19 protein-coding genes and 1 tRNA gene are annotated in these 16,063 nt (G+C 70.6%); 15 read left to right on the plus strand and 5 right to left on the minus strand.

Features of this window, described 5'->3' with window-relative positions; all coding sequences use genetic code 11:
• The first annotated feature begins 5 nt into the window (after positions 1 to 5).
• Positions 6 to 458: a YdeI/OmpD-associated family protein gene (locus MRBLMI1x_RS09990; protein WP_363458560.1), complete on the plus strand. Its 453-nt coding sequence runs from the start codon at positions 6 to 8 to the stop codon at positions 456 to 458.
• Positions 459 to 519: 61 nt separating this feature from the next.
• Positions 520 to 1,398 carry an SGNH/GDSL hydrolase family protein gene (locus tag MRBLMI1x_RS09995; RefSeq protein ID WP_311857096.1) on the plus strand — a complete coding sequence of 293 codons (879 nt, stop codon included), beginning with the start codon at positions 520 to 522 and terminating at the stop codon, positions 1,396 to 1,398.
• Here the strand turns inward: MRBLMI1x_RS09995 and MRBLMI1x_RS10000 are convergent.
• Positions 1,304 to 2,584, minus strand: coding sequence for an APC family permease (locus MRBLMI1x_RS10000; protein WP_414685581.1), 1,281 nt, complete (start codon positions 2,582 to 2,584; stop codon positions 1,304 to 1,306). The two genes, MRBLMI1x_RS09995 and MRBLMI1x_RS10000, sit on opposite strands and share 95 nt — an antisense overlap.
• A gap of 32 nt (positions 2,585 to 2,616) precedes the next feature.
• Between MRBLMI1x_RS10000 and MRBLMI1x_RS10005 the strand changes: the two genes are divergently transcribed.
• The 9 genes from MRBLMI1x_RS10005 (at position 2,617) to MRBLMI1x_RS10045 (ending at position 10,001) form a co-directional block, all read left to right on the plus strand.
• On the plus strand, positions 2,617 to 2,973 hold the full coding sequence (locus MRBLMI1x_RS10005) for a GntR family transcriptional regulator (protein WP_018188347.1): 357 nt from the start codon (positions 2,617 to 2,619) through the stop codon (positions 2,971 to 2,973).
• Positions 2,963 to 3,970 (plus strand): DUF1648 domain-containing protein, encoded by a 1,008-nt coding sequence (locus tag MRBLMI1x_RS10010; RefSeq protein ID WP_363458564.1) that lies wholly within the window; start codon positions 2,963 to 2,965, stop codon positions 3,968 to 3,970. The genes MRBLMI1x_RS10005 and MRBLMI1x_RS10010 overlap by 11 nt, the downstream gene beginning before the upstream one ends.
• A gap of 8 nt (positions 3,971 to 3,978) precedes the next feature.
• The gene (locus MRBLMI1x_RS10015) at positions 3,979 to 4,659 is read left to right on the plus strand and encodes an O-methyltransferase (protein ID WP_020097057.1); all 681 of its coding nucleotides are present in this window, start codon (positions 3,979 to 3,981) and stop codon (positions 4,657 to 4,659) included.
• 94 nt (positions 4,660 to 4,753) lie between these two features.
• A complete protein-coding gene (gene eno, locus MRBLMI1x_RS10020; RefSeq protein WP_363458566.1) occupies positions 4,754 to 6,034 on the plus strand; it encodes a phosphopyruvate hydratase in 1,281 nt (426 codons plus the stop codon).
• Positions 6,035 to 6,076: 42 nt separating this feature from the next.
• Entirely contained in the window at positions 6,077 to 6,580 is a 504-nt protein-coding gene (locus MRBLMI1x_RS10025; RefSeq protein ID WP_311870107.1) for an FtsB family cell division protein, read from the plus strand.
• Positions 6,581 to 6,667: 87 nt separating this feature from the next.
• Entirely contained in the window at positions 6,668 to 7,138 is a 471-nt protein-coding gene (locus MRBLMI1x_RS10030; RefSeq protein ID WP_040570636.1) for a DUF501 domain-containing protein, read from the plus strand.
• Positions 7,135 to 8,424: a S8 family serine peptidase gene (locus tag MRBLMI1x_RS10035; protein WP_363458568.1), complete on the plus strand. Its 1,290-nt coding sequence runs from the start codon at positions 7,135 to 7,137 to the stop codon at positions 8,422 to 8,424. The genes MRBLMI1x_RS10030 and MRBLMI1x_RS10035 overlap by 4 nt, the downstream gene beginning before the upstream one ends.
• Before the next feature lie 20 nt (positions 8,425 to 8,444).
• Entirely contained in the window at positions 8,445 to 9,848 is a 1,404-nt protein-coding gene (locus MRBLMI1x_RS10040; RefSeq protein WP_371129970.1) for an NAD(P)/FAD-dependent oxidoreductase, read from the plus strand.
• A gap of 80 nt (positions 9,849 to 9,928) precedes the next feature.
• Positions 9,929 to 10,001, plus strand: a tRNA-Leu gene (locus tag MRBLMI1x_RS10045).
• 5 nt (positions 10,002 to 10,006) lie between these two features.
• Here the strand turns inward: MRBLMI1x_RS10045 and MRBLMI1x_RS10050 are convergent.
• Complete coding sequence (locus MRBLMI1x_RS10050) at positions 10,007 to 10,819, minus strand: hypothetical protein (RefSeq protein ID WP_363458570.1); 813 nt, start codon at positions 10,817 to 10,819, stop codon at positions 10,007 to 10,009.
• A 112-nt stretch (positions 10,820 to 10,931) separates the two neighbouring features.
• Here MRBLMI1x_RS10050 and MRBLMI1x_RS10055 point away from each other — a divergent pair, with 112 nt between their 5' ends.
• The 3 genes from MRBLMI1x_RS10055 to ilvA are packed head-to-tail and all read left to right on the plus strand — an operon-like array spanning position 10,932 to position 13,985.
• On the plus strand, positions 10,932 to 11,498 hold the full coding sequence (locus MRBLMI1x_RS10055) for a LemA family protein (protein WP_018188338.1): 567 nt from the start codon (positions 10,932 to 10,934) through the stop codon (positions 11,496 to 11,498).
• A 58-nt stretch (positions 11,499 to 11,556) separates the two neighbouring features.
• A complete protein-coding gene (locus tag MRBLMI1x_RS10060; protein ID WP_020097063.1) occupies positions 11,557 to 12,741 on the plus strand; it encodes an AI-2E family transporter in 1,185 nt (394 codons plus the stop codon).
• Positions 12,738 to 13,985: a threonine ammonia-lyase gene (ilvA, locus tag MRBLMI1x_RS10065; protein WP_018188336.1), complete on the plus strand. Its 1,248-nt coding sequence runs from the start codon at positions 12,738 to 12,740 to the stop codon at positions 13,983 to 13,985. Before MRBLMI1x_RS10060 ends, ilvA begins: the two co-directional genes overlap by 4 nt.
• Before the next feature lie 10 nt (positions 13,986 to 13,995).
• On the opposite strand, the gene greA is transcribed toward ilvA, so the two are convergent.
• Both greA and MRBLMI1x_RS10075 read right to left on the minus strand, forming a co-directional pair.
• Positions 13,996 to 14,475 (minus strand): transcription elongation factor GreA, encoded by a 480-nt coding sequence (gene greA, locus MRBLMI1x_RS10070; RefSeq protein WP_018188335.1) that lies wholly within the window; start codon positions 14,473 to 14,475, stop codon positions 13,996 to 13,998.
• A 71-nt stretch (positions 14,476 to 14,546) separates the two neighbouring features.
• On the minus strand, positions 14,547 to 14,951 hold the full coding sequence (locus MRBLMI1x_RS10075; protein ID WP_363458573.1) for a DUF4307 domain-containing protein: 405 nt from the start codon (positions 14,949 to 14,951) through the stop codon (positions 14,547 to 14,549).
• Between the two features lie 60 nt (positions 14,952 to 15,011).
• Between MRBLMI1x_RS10075 and MRBLMI1x_RS10080 the strand changes: the two genes are divergently transcribed.
• Positions 15,012 to 15,296: a hypothetical protein gene (locus MRBLMI1x_RS10080; RefSeq protein WP_363458575.1), complete on the plus strand. Its 285-nt coding sequence runs from the start codon at positions 15,012 to 15,014 to the stop codon at positions 15,294 to 15,296.
• On the opposite strand, the gene trhA is transcribed toward MRBLMI1x_RS10080, so the two are convergent.
• Positions 15,268 to 15,972 (minus strand): PAQR family membrane homeostasis protein TrhA, encoded by a 705-nt coding sequence (trhA, locus tag MRBLMI1x_RS10085; protein WP_363459399.1) that lies wholly within the window; start codon positions 15,970 to 15,972, stop codon positions 15,268 to 15,270. The two genes, MRBLMI1x_RS10080 and trhA, sit on opposite strands and share 29 nt — an antisense overlap.
• Positions 15,973 to 16,063: the final 91 nt, after the last annotated feature.

A 16,063-nucleotide genomic window follows, 5' to 3' on the forward strand; every position in this document is an offset into this window, starting at 1 on the left:
CGGCCATGACCCTCCACGTCCGCACGGTGTTGCCGAAGAACGGGCCCGCGACCGCGATCGAACTGACCGACGAGCAGGTCGAGGACCTCGGCGGCGGCAAGCGCGCCGCGGTCGTCGTCACGATCGGCACGCGAAGCGCACGCCTGCGGCTGAGCGTCATGGGCGGGCGAAACCTCATCGGCATGTCGAAGGCCGCGCGCGCCGAGCTCGGCGTCGAGATCGGCGACGAGGTCGATGCGCAGATCGACCTCGACGGCGAGGATCGTGCCGTCGCGGTCCCGGAGGACCTGGAACGCGCCCTGAGTGCCGAGCCGCAGGTCCGCGCCGCCTTCGAGGCCCTGGCGCCGTCGCGCCGGAAGGAGATGGTGCGCTCCGTCGTCGAGGCGAAGAAGGCGGAGACCCGCGAGAAGCGGATCGCCGGCGCCGTGGACACGCTGCGCTCGCCGGGAAGCGCCTGACGTCCCCGACTCGTCACCGGGACGTCGTGCGACGTTCACCGTCGGGGTGTGTGCTCAGCGGGTGCCACGATCGACGCGGGTTCCGGCCCGACTCACCCTGATCGCCTCCGCCGGAGGGGTCGCCGGCGCACTGCTGCTGGGCGCCCGTGCCGGCTTGGCGCGGCAAGCCGCGATCGCCCGGCGGCGCATCGGCAAGCCGCTCGGCGATGCTCCGCCCGAGGCCGACCGCGTGTGGCGGCCCGGCCTGGGCGGTGAGCCGGTCGACCTCCTGCTCCTCGGCGACTCCATCGCTGCCGGGCTCGGGGCCCAGCACCGCAAGGAGACGCTCGGCGGCCGACTCGCGAAGGGCCTCGCCGGCGAGCTCGACCGTCCCGTCCGGCTGCGGACGGCCGCCGTGGTCGGCGCCGAATCGGCCGACCTCGCCGGGCAGCTCGCCTCGCTCCCCAAGGACTACCGCGCCGATGTCGCCGTGATCGTCGTGGGCGGCAACGACGTCACGCACCGCGTGCCGGTGCCGGTGGCGACCGGACACCTCGCCGATGCCGTCCGCCGCCTCCGGAGGACGGGTGCGGCGGTGGTCGTGGGAACCTGCCCCGACCTCGGCGCGCTCCGTGCCGTTCCGCAGCCGCTGCGGACGATCGGGTCGCGCGCGTCGCAGCAGCTCGCTGCGGCTCAGGCAGACCGTGCCCGCGCGGAGGGGGCGGGGGTCGTGTCCCTGCGACGCGCCGTCGGACCCTTCTTCCGCATCGACCCCGACGGCATGTTCAGCCTGGATCGCTTCCACCCGAGCGCCCTCGGATATCGCCGGACGGCGGAGGCGCTCGTCCCGGTCGTGAGGGACGCCCTCAGGCAGCCCGGCGTCGAAGGCGCAGCATCCGATATCCCAGTCCCACCACCAGCACGGCGATCCCGACGGGGACAGACGGCCATGGCAGGGTGACCACGAGCGCGACGCATCCGGCCCCGCCCAGGACCTGCAGGATGCGCGGGTAGCGCCGCGCTCCGCCCCGCTGTCGGAAGGCCGCGATGTTCGCGACGAGGTAATACGTCAGGACGCCGAACGACGAGAAGCCGATCGCCCCTTGGACGTCGCCGAGCAGGACGATGGCCACGACCACCGCGACGACGGCGATCTCGGCGTTCCGCGGCACGTGCCACCGCGGGTCGACCGCCGCGAGCAACCGCGGCAGGTCGCCCTCCCGGGCCATCGCGAACGAGGTCCGTCCGATCCCGGCGATGAGGGCGAGCAGGGCGCCGAGGGATGCCGCGGCCGCACCGACGCGGACGATCGGGGCGGCGGCATCCCATCCTGCGGCGCGGACGACGTCGACGAGGGGTGCGGTCGCGGCGGCGAGGCCGTCCGGGCCGAGGACGCGGAGGGCGGCGACGCCGATCACGGCGTACACGACCAGTGCGCCGCAGAAGGCGAGGACGATCGCCCGCGGGATCGTCCTCGCGGGGTCCCTGACCTCCTCGCCGAGGGTCGCGATGCGGGCGTACCCCGCGAAGGCGAAGAACAGGAGCCCGGCCGCCTGGAGGATGCCGAGCGGCCCCGAGGCTAACCACCCCGAGCCCGCCGCCGCGGTCGGCGCAGGCGGCGAGGCGAGCCCGGCGACGGCGACGACGCCGAGCACCAGCAGAACGATGGTCACGAGGATGCGTGCCACCTGAGCGGTGCGGGTGATGCCGAAGAGGTTCACCGCGCCGAGGGCGAGGGCCGCCCCCGCGGCGACGGGGCGTTCCCACCCGGCGGGAGCGACATAGGCGGCGAACGTCAGGGCCATCGCCGCGCAGCTGGCGGTCTTCCCGATCACGAAGCCCCACCCGGCGATGAAGCCCCACCAGGGTCCGAGTTCCGCGCGCCCGTAGGCGTAGATGCCGCCGGATGTCGGATGCACCGCCGCGAGCTGCGCCGTCGAGGTGGCGTTGCCGAAGGCGACGAGTGCGGCGATCCCGAGCCCGACGAGGAGTCCCGTCCCGGCCGCCTGCGCCGCAGGGACGAACGCGGCGAAGACCCCGGCGCCGATCATCGCGCCGAGACCGATGACCACGGCGTCGGCGAGCCCGAGACGACGAGCGAGGGCGGGGGAGGACACGGCGTGAGCGTACCGAACCGAGGAGAACATCTTGATAGTTATAGTTGCGCTATAATTAGTGCATGTTGATCCGTGTCGACCCCCAGAGCTCGGTGCCGCTGTTCGCGCAGATCGCCGATGCCCTCCGCGCCGACATCACCGCCGGCCGGTTGAGTGACGGCGAGCGGCTCCCGGCCGCACGCGAAGTGGCCGACGCGCTCCGGGTGAACCTCCACACCGTGCTTCACGCCTACCAGGATCTCCGCGACGAAGGGCTCGTCGACCTCCGCCGCGGCAGGGGCGCCGTCGTGACCCCTGCCGGTGCGGCCCTCGCCGGCCTCGGGGCGGAGATCACCGCTCTGGTCGACCGCGCACGATCCCTCGGCGTTTCGCCCGACACCCTGTCCGCCCTCGTCAAGGAGGCTGCTCGTGACCACTGACCGCCCGACCGTCGTCCGCCGCCGGTTCACCCTCGTCGCTCTCGTGATCCCGGTCGTCGTCGTCGTCGCCTCGATCGCCGTGCAACTCGTCCTGCTGCCGCAGGTCCCGCCGACCATCGCCACCCACTGGGGGTGGACCGGGCGGGCCAACGGCTTCTCGCCGTCCTGGCTGATGCCCCTCGTCACCGCTCTCATCGGGGGCGCGATTCCTGCGGCGATCTTCGCCCTGGGCATCGGTGGTCTCCGTCGGGGCGATCACGGTTCCTCGTACCGGCTGCTCGGCGCCGTGGCGGTCTTCATCGCGGTGCTCGTGGCGGGGCTGGGGGCGGCGACCCTCGGCATCCAGACGGGACGAGCGGATGCCGCCGCGGTGCTGCCCCCGCTCCTGCTGCCCGGCGTCATGATCGCCGCGCTCGCCGCCGGCGCCGTGGGGTGGGCGATCCAACCCCACGCACCGTGGCGCCCCACCCCGGGCGGCACCTCCGCCGAGGTGGACGTCCGACCGGGGGAGCGGGTGGTCTGGCTGCAGGGCGTCTCGCTGGCCCGCGCGGGAGTCGTCGTGCTCTCGGTCGTCACCGTCATCGGGGTCGCCGCGGCGGTGCCGGTCGTGCTCCTGGCGGACCCCGCGGCGTCGTGGATCTCGCTCGGCGTCGTCATCGTGCTCGCGGTCCTGTTCGCCGTGACGCTCCGCTACCACGTGCGCGTCGACCCCGAAGGTCTCACCGCGGTGTCGGCCGCCGGATGGCCCCGCGTCCATGTCCCGATCGACGACGTCATGTCGGCCGAGGTCGTCCAGGTGTCGCCCATGGGCGAGTTCGGCGGGTGGGGCATCCGCCGGTCGGCGCAGGGCCGCGGCGTCGTCCTCCGGTCGGGTGAGGGCGTCCGCGTGCACCGCCACGACGGGCAGACGCTCACGGTCACCGTCGACGACGCGGCCACCGCCGCGGGCCTGCTGAACGCCTACGCCGCATTGACGGCCGGGCGGCGGGGCGATTGAGTGGCGGCATGGCGCATCCCTCTCCCCATGACCCCACCGCCGAGCGGTGGAACGACGTCGACGCGTACCTGACGGGCACCCTGGTCGCCCCCGACGAGGCGCTGTCCGCTTCGATCGCTTCCCTGGCCGACGAGGGGATGCCGGAGATCGAGGTGGCGCCGCTGACCGGGAAGCTCCTGCACCTGCTGGCGCGGATCGCCGGTGCCCGGCGCGTCCTCGAGGTCGGAACCCTCGGCGCGTACTCCACGATCTGGCTCGCCCGCGCTCTGCCCGCGGGTGGGCGCGTCGTGACGATCGAGGCCGAGCCGCACAACGCGGAGGTCGCGCGCCGCAACCTGGCTCGCGCCGGTGTCGCCGACCGGGTCGAGGTGCGTGAAGGGCGCGGTGCGGACGTCCTCCCGACCCTCGCCGGCGATGAGCCCTTCGACCTCGTCTTCATCGACGCCGATAAGGAATCCAACGCGCTGTACCTCGACTGGGCCGCGCGGCTCGGTCGCCCCGGGACGGTGGTCGTCGTCGACAACGTCGTGCGTTCCGGTCATGTCGTCGAGACGGATGCCGGGGCTCAGGTCGACGGCGTCCGGGCGGGACTCGAGATGCTCCGCGACGATCCGCGGTTCGAGGCGACGGCGCTCCAGACCCTCGACCGCAAGGGCTGGGACGGCGTGGCCATCGCGCTCCTCGTGTGACGCGCGGTCCTGTGCGACATCCCTCGCCTCACTAGACTCGATGACGGACCGACGACGCTCCCGTTCCATCCTCCACAAGCAAGGAGAAACCCCCGTGGCATTGATCGAGGCAGTAGGCGCACGCGAGATCCTGGATTCGCGCGGCAACCCGACCGTCGAGGTGGAGGTTCTGCTCGACGACGGCATCGTCCAGCGCGCAGCCGTCCCCTCCGGCGCGTCCACCGGCGCCTTCGAGGCGTACGAACTCCGCGACGGCGACAAGAACCGCTACGGCGGCAAGGGCGTCCTCAAGGCCGTGAACGCCGTCATCGACGAGCTGGGACCCGCCATCGAGGGCGTCGAGGCCAGCGAGCAGCGCATCGTCGACGAGATCCTCATCGCGACCGACGGCACCGAGAACAAGTCGCGCACCGGTGCGAACGCCATCCTCGGCGTCTCGCTCGCCGTGGCCAAGGCCGCCGCCGACAGCGCCGACCTCCCGCTCTACCGCTACCTCGGCGGACCCAACGCGCGCGTCCTGCCCGTGCCGCTGTTCAACGTCATCAACGGCGGCGAGCACGCCGACAACGGCATCGACATGCAGGAGTTCTTCCTCGCCCCCATCGGCGCCGAGAGCTTCTCCGAGTCGCTCCGCTGGGGCGCCGAGGTCTACCAGGTCCTGAAGAAGGAACTGCAGGCCGCCGGCTACGCCACGGGCCTGGGTGACGAGGGCGGCTTCGCCCCCGATCTCCCCAGCAACCGCGAGGGCCTCGACTTCCTCGTCAAGGCGATCGAGAAGGCCGGCTTCACCCCCGGGCGCGAGATCGCCCTCGGCCTCGACGTCGCCGCCACCGAGTTCTTCAACGACGGCGTCTACCGCCTCGAGAACAAGGACTGGTCCGCCGAGCAGCTCGTCGACTACTACGCCGACCTCGTCGACTCGTTCCCGATCGTCACGATCGAGGACGCGCTGGCCGAGGACGACTGGGACAACTGGACCGCTCTCACCGAGCGCCTCGGCAAGAAGGTGCAGCTCGTCGGCGACGACCTGTTCGTCACCAACCCGCAGCGTCTGTCCGACGGCATCAAGCGGGGAGCGGCCAACTCGCTCCTCGTCAAGGTGAACCAGATCGGCACGCTCAGCGAGACGCTCGACGCGATCGATGTCGCGCACCGCGCCGGCTACACCACGATGCTCTCGCACCGCTCCGGCGAGACCGAGGACACCACCATCGCCGACCTCGCCGTCGCGGTGAACTCGGGTCAGATCAAGTCGGGCGCGCCCGCTCGGAGCGAGCGCGTCGCGAAGTACAATCAGCTTCTGCGCATCGAGGAAGACCTGGGCGAGGCAGCGGAGTTCATCGGCGCCGCCGCGTTCCCGCGCTTCACCGCCTGACCCGCGAGCGCACTGCACCGACATCCACGAGAAGGGGGAGCCATGGACACGCCATCGGCTCCCCCTTCCCGTGTCTCCCGCGGTCGGCGCGCCCGCGACGCAGGCTCCACGACGCGTCGCGTGGACGTCCGGGACTGGGTCGGCGGCATCCGGATGTCGGGGTTCATGGGGATCATGCTCGGCCTCGTCGTCCTGGCGGCCTTCGTGCTCGTGCCGACGATCGGCACCTACGTCGATCAGCGGCAGCAGATCGCCGCGCTGACGCACGACGTGAAGGCGACGCAGGACGAGATCGCGCAGCTGAAGACGGAACGCGAGCGCTGGCGTGACGAGGCGTACATCGTCGCGCAGGCGCGCGAGCGGCTGTACTACCGGCGCCCCGGCGAGGTCGTCTACCTCGTGGCGGACGATCTGCCCTCGGACACGATCCAGCCCGAGCAGCGCCCCGTCAGCGGGAGTGTGCAGGAGACCCGGCACGACTGGATGACCCAGTTCCTGCGGTCGGTGACCGAGGCGGGCCTGGCCAAGACCGTCGCCCCGGGCTGACGCCCAGCCCCCGCGCGCGACGCCGGGTACCCTTGAGCGGTGCCCCATCCGACGCTCACGCCCGCCTCCGCTGCCGACCACGACACCATGCGTGAACAGCTCGGCCGGCCCATGCGCGGTGTCATCGGCATCGCGGCGCGCTGCGTCTGCGGCAACCCGACGGTGGTGGCCACCGAGCCGCGGCTCCCCGACGGCACGCCGTTCCCCACCTTCTACTACCTCACCCACCCGGGGGCGACGGCGGCCATGTCGGCGCTGGAGGCCACGCAGGTCATGCGCGAGCTCAACGACGACCTCGCCGCGGATGACGATCTCGCAACCGCGTACGCGGCCGCGCACGCCGCGTACCTCGCCGATCGGGAGGTCCACGGCTCGGTCGAGGAGATCTCCGGTGTGTCGGCGGGAGGCATGCCCACCCGCGTCAAGTGCCTCCACGCCCTCGCGGCGCATTCGCTCGCCGCCGGGCCCGGGGTCAACCCGATCGGCGACCTCGCCCTCGCCCGCGGCACCTGGTCGCCCGAGCGCTGCACCTGCGCGACGCCGAGGACGACCGGATGAGGGGAGCCCGCGCCGCCCTCGCCGCCGCGGTCGTGGGAGTGTCCATCCTCCTGACCGCCGCAGCGCCCGCACCGACGCCGTCCCCGTCGCCCGCCCCGATAGACCCGGTGCGGAACATGGAGTATTGGCTGAAGGAGTACGGCATCGCCGACGCCTGGAAGACGACCAAGGGCGCCGGGACGACGATCGCCGTCATCGACACCGGCATCGGACGAGGCCCGAAGGAACTCGACGGTGCCGTCGTCGGCGGGGCCGACTTCTCAGGCGTGGGCACGGCCGACGGTCGCACCCCCGTCGGTGACGAGGACCGCAACCACGGCAGCTGGGTCGCGTCCCTGGCGGCCGGTCGCGGCACCGCTCCCGACAAGGGGATGACGGGGGTCGCGCCGGAAGCCGACCTCCTGTCGCTGTCCATCGGCTTCGGAGACAACGCGAGCGTGCCCTTCGTCGATCAGGTCGCCGAAGCGATCCGCTGGGCGGTCGACCATGGCGCAGACGTGATCAACCTCTCCTTCACCACGAACACCCTCGACTGGGATCGCGCGTGGGATGACGCCTTCCTCTACGCGTTCGATCACGACGTGGTCGTGGTGGTCGCCGCGGGCAATCGCGAGAGCGGCACCGAGGAGGTCGGCGCCCCGGCGACGATCCCGGGCGTCCTCACCGTCGGCGGTGTCGATCGCGAGGGTCGCGCCAGCAACACGGCATCCACTCAGGGCATCACGATCGGCATCTCCGCTCCCAGCGAGGAACTGCTGGGCGTCTCCGCCAACGGCGACCTCGTCATCTGGGACGGGACGAGCGGCGCCGCTCCGATCGTGGCAGGTGTCGCTGCGCTGGTCCGCTCGGCCCACCCCGAGCTGAGCGCGGGCAACGTCATCAACAGGCTCATCAAGACGGCGACCCCCTCCGACCGGGTGAAGAAGGTACCCAGTGCGCTGTACGGATACGGTCTCATCAACGCCGCCAAAGCGGTGACGGCGTCCGTCCCCCCGGTCTCGGCGAACCCCGCGGACGACCTGCGCGACTGGATCCGCCTGTACCGTCGCGCCGAGTCCTCTCCCGCGCCGAGCGCCACGCCGACGCCGTATGAGGTCGCGCCGCTTCCCGCCGCCGAGCCCCCCAGCGATGCCGTGTCGCCCTTACTGCCGAGCAGTGACACGCTGCGCTACGGTACGGTGCCGCTCGTCGTTCTCAGCCTGGGGACTATACTGGTCGTGCTCGGGGTCACCGCTGCTGCCCGGCGCATCCGATCGGCGCGCACCCCGCGACCGCCGAGCCGTTGAATCAAGGAGTTCTTCCGACTGTGACTACCACTGTGCCCAAGATCCTGGTCGTCGGAGGCGGCTACGCCGGTTTCTACACGGCGTGGAAGCTCGAGAAGCACCTCCGCAAGGGTGAGGCCGAGGTCACGATCGTCGACCCGCTTCCGTACATGACCTACCAGCCGTTCCTCCCCGAGGTCGCGGCCGGCGAGATCGAAGCCCGCCACGTGGTGGTCGGCCTCCGTCGTCACCTGAAGCGCACGCGCGTCGTGACGGCGAAGATCACCGGCATCGACCACGCGAGCAAGACCGCCACGGTCACCCCCGAGGACGGCGAGCCCTGGCAGGAGCAGTACGACCAGATCGTCGTCACCGCCGGCGCCGTCTCCCGCACCTTCCCGATCCCCGGCATCGCCGAGAACGCCATCGGGCTGAAGACCGTCGAAGAGGCCGTCGCGATCCGCGACCGCATCCTCACCAACTTCGACCGCGCCGCGAACCTCCCGGCCGGCCCCGAGCGGGACCGCCTGCTCACGGTCGTCGTCGTCGGCGGCGGATTCGCGGGCATCGAGGTGTTCGCCGAGACGCGCGCCTTCGCCAGTGCGCTGCTGAAGAACTACCCGAACATCACGTTCGAGGAGACCCACTTCCACCTCATCGAGGCCATGGGCCGCATCATGCCCGAGGTGTCGCTCAAGACGAGCGAGTGGGTCCTGAAGGACCTCGCCAAGCGCGGCGCGAACGTGCACCTCGACACCCAGGTGAAGGGCGCCGTCGACGGCAACGTCGAGCTCTCCACCGGCCAGGTCATCCCGACCGACGTCATCATCTGGACCGCGGGCGTCATGGCGAACCCGACCGTCGTCCGCGGCAGCGACCTCCCCGTCGAGGAGCGCGGTCGTATCAACACGCGGGCCGACCTCCGCGTCGGAACGCCCGAGGCCTTCGTCGAGGGTGCCTGGGCGGCCGGTGACGTCGCGGCAGTGCCCGATCTGAGCGGTGGCGGTGTGGGGGGCTTCTGCGTCCCGAACGCACAGCACGCCGTCCGCCAGGGCAAGCTTCTCGCGAAGAACGTCGTCGCCGTGCTGCGGGGTGAGGAGCCCAAGGAGTACTTCCACAAGAACCTGGGCGCCGTCGCCGGCCTCGGTCTCTACAACGGCGTGTTCCAGTCCGGCAAGATCGCGGTCAAGGGCTTCTTCGCCTGGATCGCGCACCGCGGCTACCACGGCCTGGCCATGCCCACCTTCGAGCGCAAGTTCCGCGTGGTCGGCGACTGGTGGCAGAACTTCTGGCTCGGCCGCGACAACGTCTCGCTCGAGACGCTGCAGAACCCGCGCGAGGTCTTCGAGCGGTTCGCGTCGCGTCCGCGCCCGGCGGCTCCCGAGACGCCCCCGATCGACCCGAAGTCGGTCGCCGCGGAGAAGACCGGCACGGTCGCCAGCTGATCGACCCCTTCGAACGACCCCCGTCCGGCGCCTGCCGGCCGGGGGTCGTTCTCGTTGCGGCCGGGATACCCTGGCCACGGGCCCCCATAGCCCAATGGCAGAGGCAGGCGACTTAAAATCGCTTCAGTCTGGGTTCGAGTCCCAGTGGGGGTACGGTCTCATCCCGCCAGGATGCTGGGGGGATCGGCATCCCGCCAGCGTTCGATGGTCTGGGTCGTCCAGAACACGGCGAAGGCGCCGAGGGCGATCGCTTCGCCGATGAGCACTCCGACGGTCTGGGGATGCCGGATCGCGGCGATGATCGTCAGGACGAGCGCCGCCACCATGACGACCGCGACGGCCGTGTACACCCGCCGATAGACGGATGAGGGGCGCTCTCCGCCGCCGAACACGGTGACGAGCGGAACGGCGGCGAACATCGCGAAGAAGCAGACGGTCGCGATGAGGTGCAGGTTGACGCCCCCGGCGAAGGGAAAGCCCCGGGAGAGTCCCGGCGTGAACGCGAGGACGCCCAGCGAGGCCGCGGTGACCACCGCGATGCTCCCCACGATCACGACCCGCCGCCGCGCGATCTCGCCCCGGGCGGCGAGCACGATCCCCAGGACGACGACGGCCGCGACCATCACGATGTAGACGCCCACGCCGTTGCGGACGGTCGGCAGGACGTCGTCGGGCACGAACGCCCTCTCGCGATAGCCGGTCGGGACGATGGCGATGAGCGGGGCGAAGACGGCGGCGACGTCGAGCAGGATCGACTCCGCATCGCGTCCCGACAGTGCCAGCAGCGCGACGGCCGCAGCAGTGAGGCCGCCGACGAACACGCCTCGGGCGGGGGAGTAGAAGTAGGCGCTGATCGACGGGAGCGGCACCCAGCCGTCCTGTGCCATCTGGAAGAGGACGGATGCCGCGATGGCCACCACGATGCCGACGAGGGCGAGGCGGAGGGAGCGATGCGTCTGCAGACCCGTCACACCTGCGACCCTACAAGCCGCATCCCGTGTGCAACGCCTGGGAACAGACGCTCGCGGTCCGCACAGGAGACGTCCCCGTCGTTAGGATGATGAGGCTATCGATCGGAGATTCATGGAATACCTCATCCCGGTCCTCGTCGTCGTCGCCCTCCTCGTCATCGTCGGCGTCTACCTGTGGGCCACCTACAACTCCCTCGTCGCCCTGGCTGTGAGGGTGGATGAGGCGTGGAGCGACATCACGGTGCAGCTCAAGCGCCGTGCGGACCTGCTGCCCAACCTCATCGAGACGGTCAAGGGCTACGCCGCTCACGAGAAGGCGGTCTTCGAGAACGTGACGCAGGCGCGTGCCGAGACGCTCACGGCGTCCACGCCCGCGGACGCGGGTGTGGCCGAGGGCCACATGCAGCAGGCGCTCAAGTCGCTGTTCGCCGTCGCGGAGGCCTATCCGCAGCTGCAGGCGAGCCAGAACTTCCTCCAGCTCCAGCAGGCGGTCGTCGACACCGAGGACAAGATTCAGGCGTCGCGCCGCTTCTACAACGGTGGCGTCCGCGAACTGAACACGAAGATCAAGGTGTTCCCGAACAACCTCTTCGCCCGCCGGCTCGGTTTCGGGGAGCGGGAGTTCTTCGAGGTCGTCGACGGTGCGGCGATCGCCGAGCCGCCGAGGATCCAGTTCTGACTGCGACGCCGGGCGGAGGCGCGCCGTCCCGCATGGCCGGGCGTCCTAGGATGAGCCAGTGAGCGGCACCGACGACAAGCCCCGCAACGGCTTCTTCGACTCCCTCCGTGCACGCACGGTGTCCACCGACGTGTCGGGGACGGTCCCGCGCGGCCTGAAGATCGCGACTGCCTACGCGTGGCGCTTCCTCGTCCTGGCGGCGGCGATCGCCGTCATGGTCTGGATCGTGATCCAGCTGCGGCTGCTGATCATCCCGCTCCTGGCCGCGATCCTCATCACCGCTCTCGTGTGGCCGATGTTCACCCTCCTGCTGCGGCGTCTACCGCGCTGGCTCGCGCTCATCATCACCCTGCTCGTCACGGTCGCCATCATCGGCGGACTCCTCTGGGTGGCGATCTGGCAGATCACGCAGGATGCGGCATCCGTTCGCAACCGCACGATCGCGGGGATCGGGCAGTTCCGGGACTACCTCATCGACGGTCCGCTCCACCTCACCGGGCGCGAGATCGACGACGCCGTCCGGCAGGGTTTCGGGATGCTCCAGGAGCAAGCGCAGCTGCTGTGGTCGGGTGCGCTGGCGATCGGGTCGACGATCGGGCATGTGGCCACCGGCATCCTGCTGACGCTGTTCATCCTCATCTGCATCCTCGCCGACGGCGGCGGCATCTGGCGCTGGGTCGTGCGGCTGTTCCCCCAGCGCGCCCGTGACGCCGTCGACGGCGCCGGCCGGGCCGGATGGCGCACGGTGATCACCTATGCCCGCACGCAGCTGCTCGTCGCCACGATCGATGCGATCGGCATCGGCGTCGGCGCGGCCCTCCTCGGGGTGCCGCTCGCGGCGCCGATCGGCGTACTGGTCTTCCTCGGCGCGTTCGTCCCCTTCGTGGGAGCGGTGCTGACGGGCGCTCTCGCCGTGTTCCTCGCCCTCGTCTACAACGGGCCGTGGATCGCTCTCTGGATGCTCGTCATCGTCCTCGGCGTCCAGCAGATCGAGGGCCACATCCTGCAGCCGCTCCTGATGGGGGCAGCCGTCAAGGTCCACCCGCTGGCCGTCGTGCTGGCCGTGGCGGGGGGAGCGATGATCGCCGGGATCGCGGGTGCGGTGTTCGCCGTCCCGCTGGCGGCGTTCGTCAACGTGGTCTGGCTCTACCTCTCGCGGCGAGGGTGGGAGAAGCCCGTGGATGCCGGTCCTGACGACCTCATCTGGAGCACCGTGCCGCGAAGCAGGAGGATGACCGCGTGAGCGAACAGGCGAAGATCGCCGCCCCCACCCTGGCGGAGTTCGAGGCCGCCGCGACCGAGCTCGCCGGTGTCGTCTCGCGCACCCCCGTGGAGGGCTCCGACTTCCTGTCGGGAGTCCTCGGCGCTCCCGTGCACCTGAAGCTCGAGAACCTCCAGCGCACCGGCTCGTTCAAGATCCGCGGTGCGACCTACCGGCTCTCCCGCCTCACCGAGGAGGAACGGGCCCGCGGCGTCGTCGCCGCGTCCGCCGGCAACCACGCGCAGGGGGTCGCCCTCGGGGCGCAGACCCTCGGCATCCGTGCCACCATCTTCATGCCCCTGGGCGTGCCGGTACCCAAGCTTCTCGCGACGCGCGGGTACGGCGCAGACGTCATCCTCGAGGGGGCGACGGTCGAGACGCCGCTCCGCCTCGCGCAGGAGTTCGCCGAGCGCACCGGCGCCGTGTTCATCCCGCCGTACGACAACCACGACATCATCCTCGGACAGGGGACCCTGGGCCTCGAGCTGATGGATGAGATCCCCGGGCTCGAGACCGTCGTCGTCGGCATCGGCGGGGGAGGGCTCGCCGCCGGCGTGGCCGCGGCCGTGAAGGCGCGCGCCGCCGCCGAGGGTCGCAGCATCCGGGTCATCGGTGTGCAGGCGGAGAACTCCGCGGGATACCCGGGCTCGCTCCTCGCCGGCCGTCCGCTGGACGCGGAGCACACGTCGCCCACGATCGCGGACGGGATCGCCGTGAAGCGTCCGGGCACGATCCCGTTCGACATCATCCGGGACCTCGTGGACGAGGTCGTCACGGTGAGCGACGACGACATCGCCCGCGCGATCCTGGTACTGATCGAGCGCGCGAAACAGGTCGTCGAGCCCGCCGGCGCGGTGGGCGTGGCCGCGATCCTCACCGGCAAGGTCGTCGCGTCGGGTCCGACCGCGGCGATCCTCTCGGGAGGGAACATCGACCCGCTGCTGCTGCAGCGCGTCGTCGCCCACGGCCTGGCGGCATCCGGTCGGTACATGACCCTGCAGATCCCGTTGCCCGACCGTCCCGGTCAGCTCGCACGGGTGTCCGAGTTGCTGTCGGTCGTGGGAGCGAACGTGATCGAGGTGCTGCACACCCGCCACGGACAGGGCCTGCAGATCAGCGAGGTGATCCTGCAGCTGAGCGTCGAGACGCGCGGTGAGGAGCACCGCGCTCAGGTTCTCGCGATCCTGCAGGACGCCGGTTACGCGCCAACGGTCGTCCCGAACTGATCGGAGCCGGTCACTGACCGGTGTAGGTCTCGACCTTCACGATCTCGACGGAGATCTCCTTGCCGTTCGGGGCGGTGTAGCTCGTCTTCTCGCCCTCGCGCAGGCCCATGATGGCCTCACCGAGGGGGGATGCCTCGCTGTAGACGTCGAGCTCGCTGTTGGCGCCGATCTCCCGGTTGCCGAGGAGGAACACCTCTTCGCCGCCAGCGACGATCGCGGTGACGACGGTTCCCGACAGGACCGTGCCGTCGGATTCGGGCGCGACGCCCACCTTCGCGTCCTTCAGCAGCTGCTGGAGCGTGCGGATGCGCGCCTCCTGCTTGCCCTGCTCGTCCTTCGCCGCGTGGTAGCCGCCGTTCTCCTTGAGGTCGCCCTCTTCGCGGGCGGCCTCGATGCGCTTGGCGATCTCTTCGCGGCCCGTCGTCGAGAGCTCTTCGAGCTCGGCGGCGAGGCGGTCGTAGGCCTCCTGGGTCAGGAACGTCTCGGACACGTGATCTCCCGGTGCGGTCGATGGGTAAGCCAAACGCCCCGGCAAGTCACCGGGGCGCGAGAAATCCCAGCTTAGAGGATCCAGCAGGAGCGGACAAAACCTGTCGTGGCTTCGGCCGTGGTGCGGATGCGTTCGGTCAGGGCGCGGGTGTGGTCGTTCGAGGACTCCAGTTCGACGACCGTGAACCCGACGATCCCGTGATCCGGGTCCTGCGCCTCGAGCGCACACGCGACCTTCGTGTCGGGTCTGATCGACACCTGGAATCGGACCTCGACGGTGTGCTCGTCGACGACGGCGAATCCGGTCGAGTCGGCGTCCACCGAGTTGATCGCATTCGACACGGTCGACCAGCCGAGAAGACCCGTCGCGGCGACGGCGACGACACCGACGAGAACCCAGGTCATGCGGCGGGATGCCGCCGACCGGGTGCGCCCGTACCGCTCGGCGAGCTTGCGGTCGACGTCGGTCAGGGTCATGCGGCATCCGTTCTAGGCTGGGATCCCAGGCTATTCGCTCTGGCTGAGGAATGAGGTCACATGCCGGATCTGCGAGGGCTCGCAGCCACCCCGTCTCCCACCCCGACCGGACCGCCCGCCGAGCTGGTGACGCCGGGCATCGCGGGATTCGTCGCCATCGCGGTGGTGGCGATCGTGATCGTCCTCCTGGCGATCGACATGCTGCGCCGCATCCGCCGTGCTCAGTACCGGTCGGACGTCAACGAGATGCTGGATGCCGAGGAGGCAGCAGCTCGTGGAGAGGACGCGCCCCGCGACGAGGACGGACCCGAGGACCTCACGCCGGGAGGCCCAGCGAGGGGCTGAGCGGCGACAGCGAGATCAACAGACACGCGGTCCAGTGGCAAAGGAACGCCAGCACCGTGCAGACGTGGAAGATCTCGTGGAACCCGAAGTGCCCCGGCCACGGGTTGGGGCGCTTCAGGGCGTAGACGATCGCACCGCCGGTGTAGAGCAGTCCGCCCACGATCACGAGGAACATCATCGCGACGCTCGCGCGCAGCAGGTCGCCCAGGTACATGACGGCGGCCCAGCCGAGCAGCAGGTACAGCGCGACGTAGAGCCAGCGCGGCGCGTTGATCCAGAACACCCGGAACAGGATGCCGAGCAGAGCACCCGACCACACCAGGACGAGCAGCAGCGTCCCCTGACCGGGGGCGAGGGCGAGGGTGGCGATCGGCGTGTACGTCCCCGCGATGAGCAGGAGGATGTTCGCGTGATCGATGCGCTTGAGCACGATCTTGGTCCGCGGGCCCCAGTCGAAACGGTGGTAGAGCGCGGAGTTGCCGAAGAGCAGCAGCGAGGTCACCATGAACACGGCGGCCGCCCACTTCGCCGGGGCTCCCTGCGCGAGCGCGATCAGGACGATTCCCGCGACGATCGCGACGGGGAATGTGCCCGCGTGGATCCACCCGCGCCAGGTGGGTCTGATCTCGACCTGCTCGTCGACCGCCGCCGCTTCGAGGAGGGGTAGCTGAGGCATCTCGGCTCCGTCGTCGGGAAGGTTTCGGGTCACGTCCCCGAGCCTACGCGCGCCGTCATACCGGCGGCTGAATACGCGCCCCTCCCACTCC

It is taken from the genome of Microbacterium sp. LMI1x-1-1.1 (genome assembly GCF_040676205.1).
Lineage (GTDB): Bacteria > Actinomycetota > Actinomycetes > Actinomycetales > Microbacteriaceae > Microbacterium > Microbacterium aquilitoris.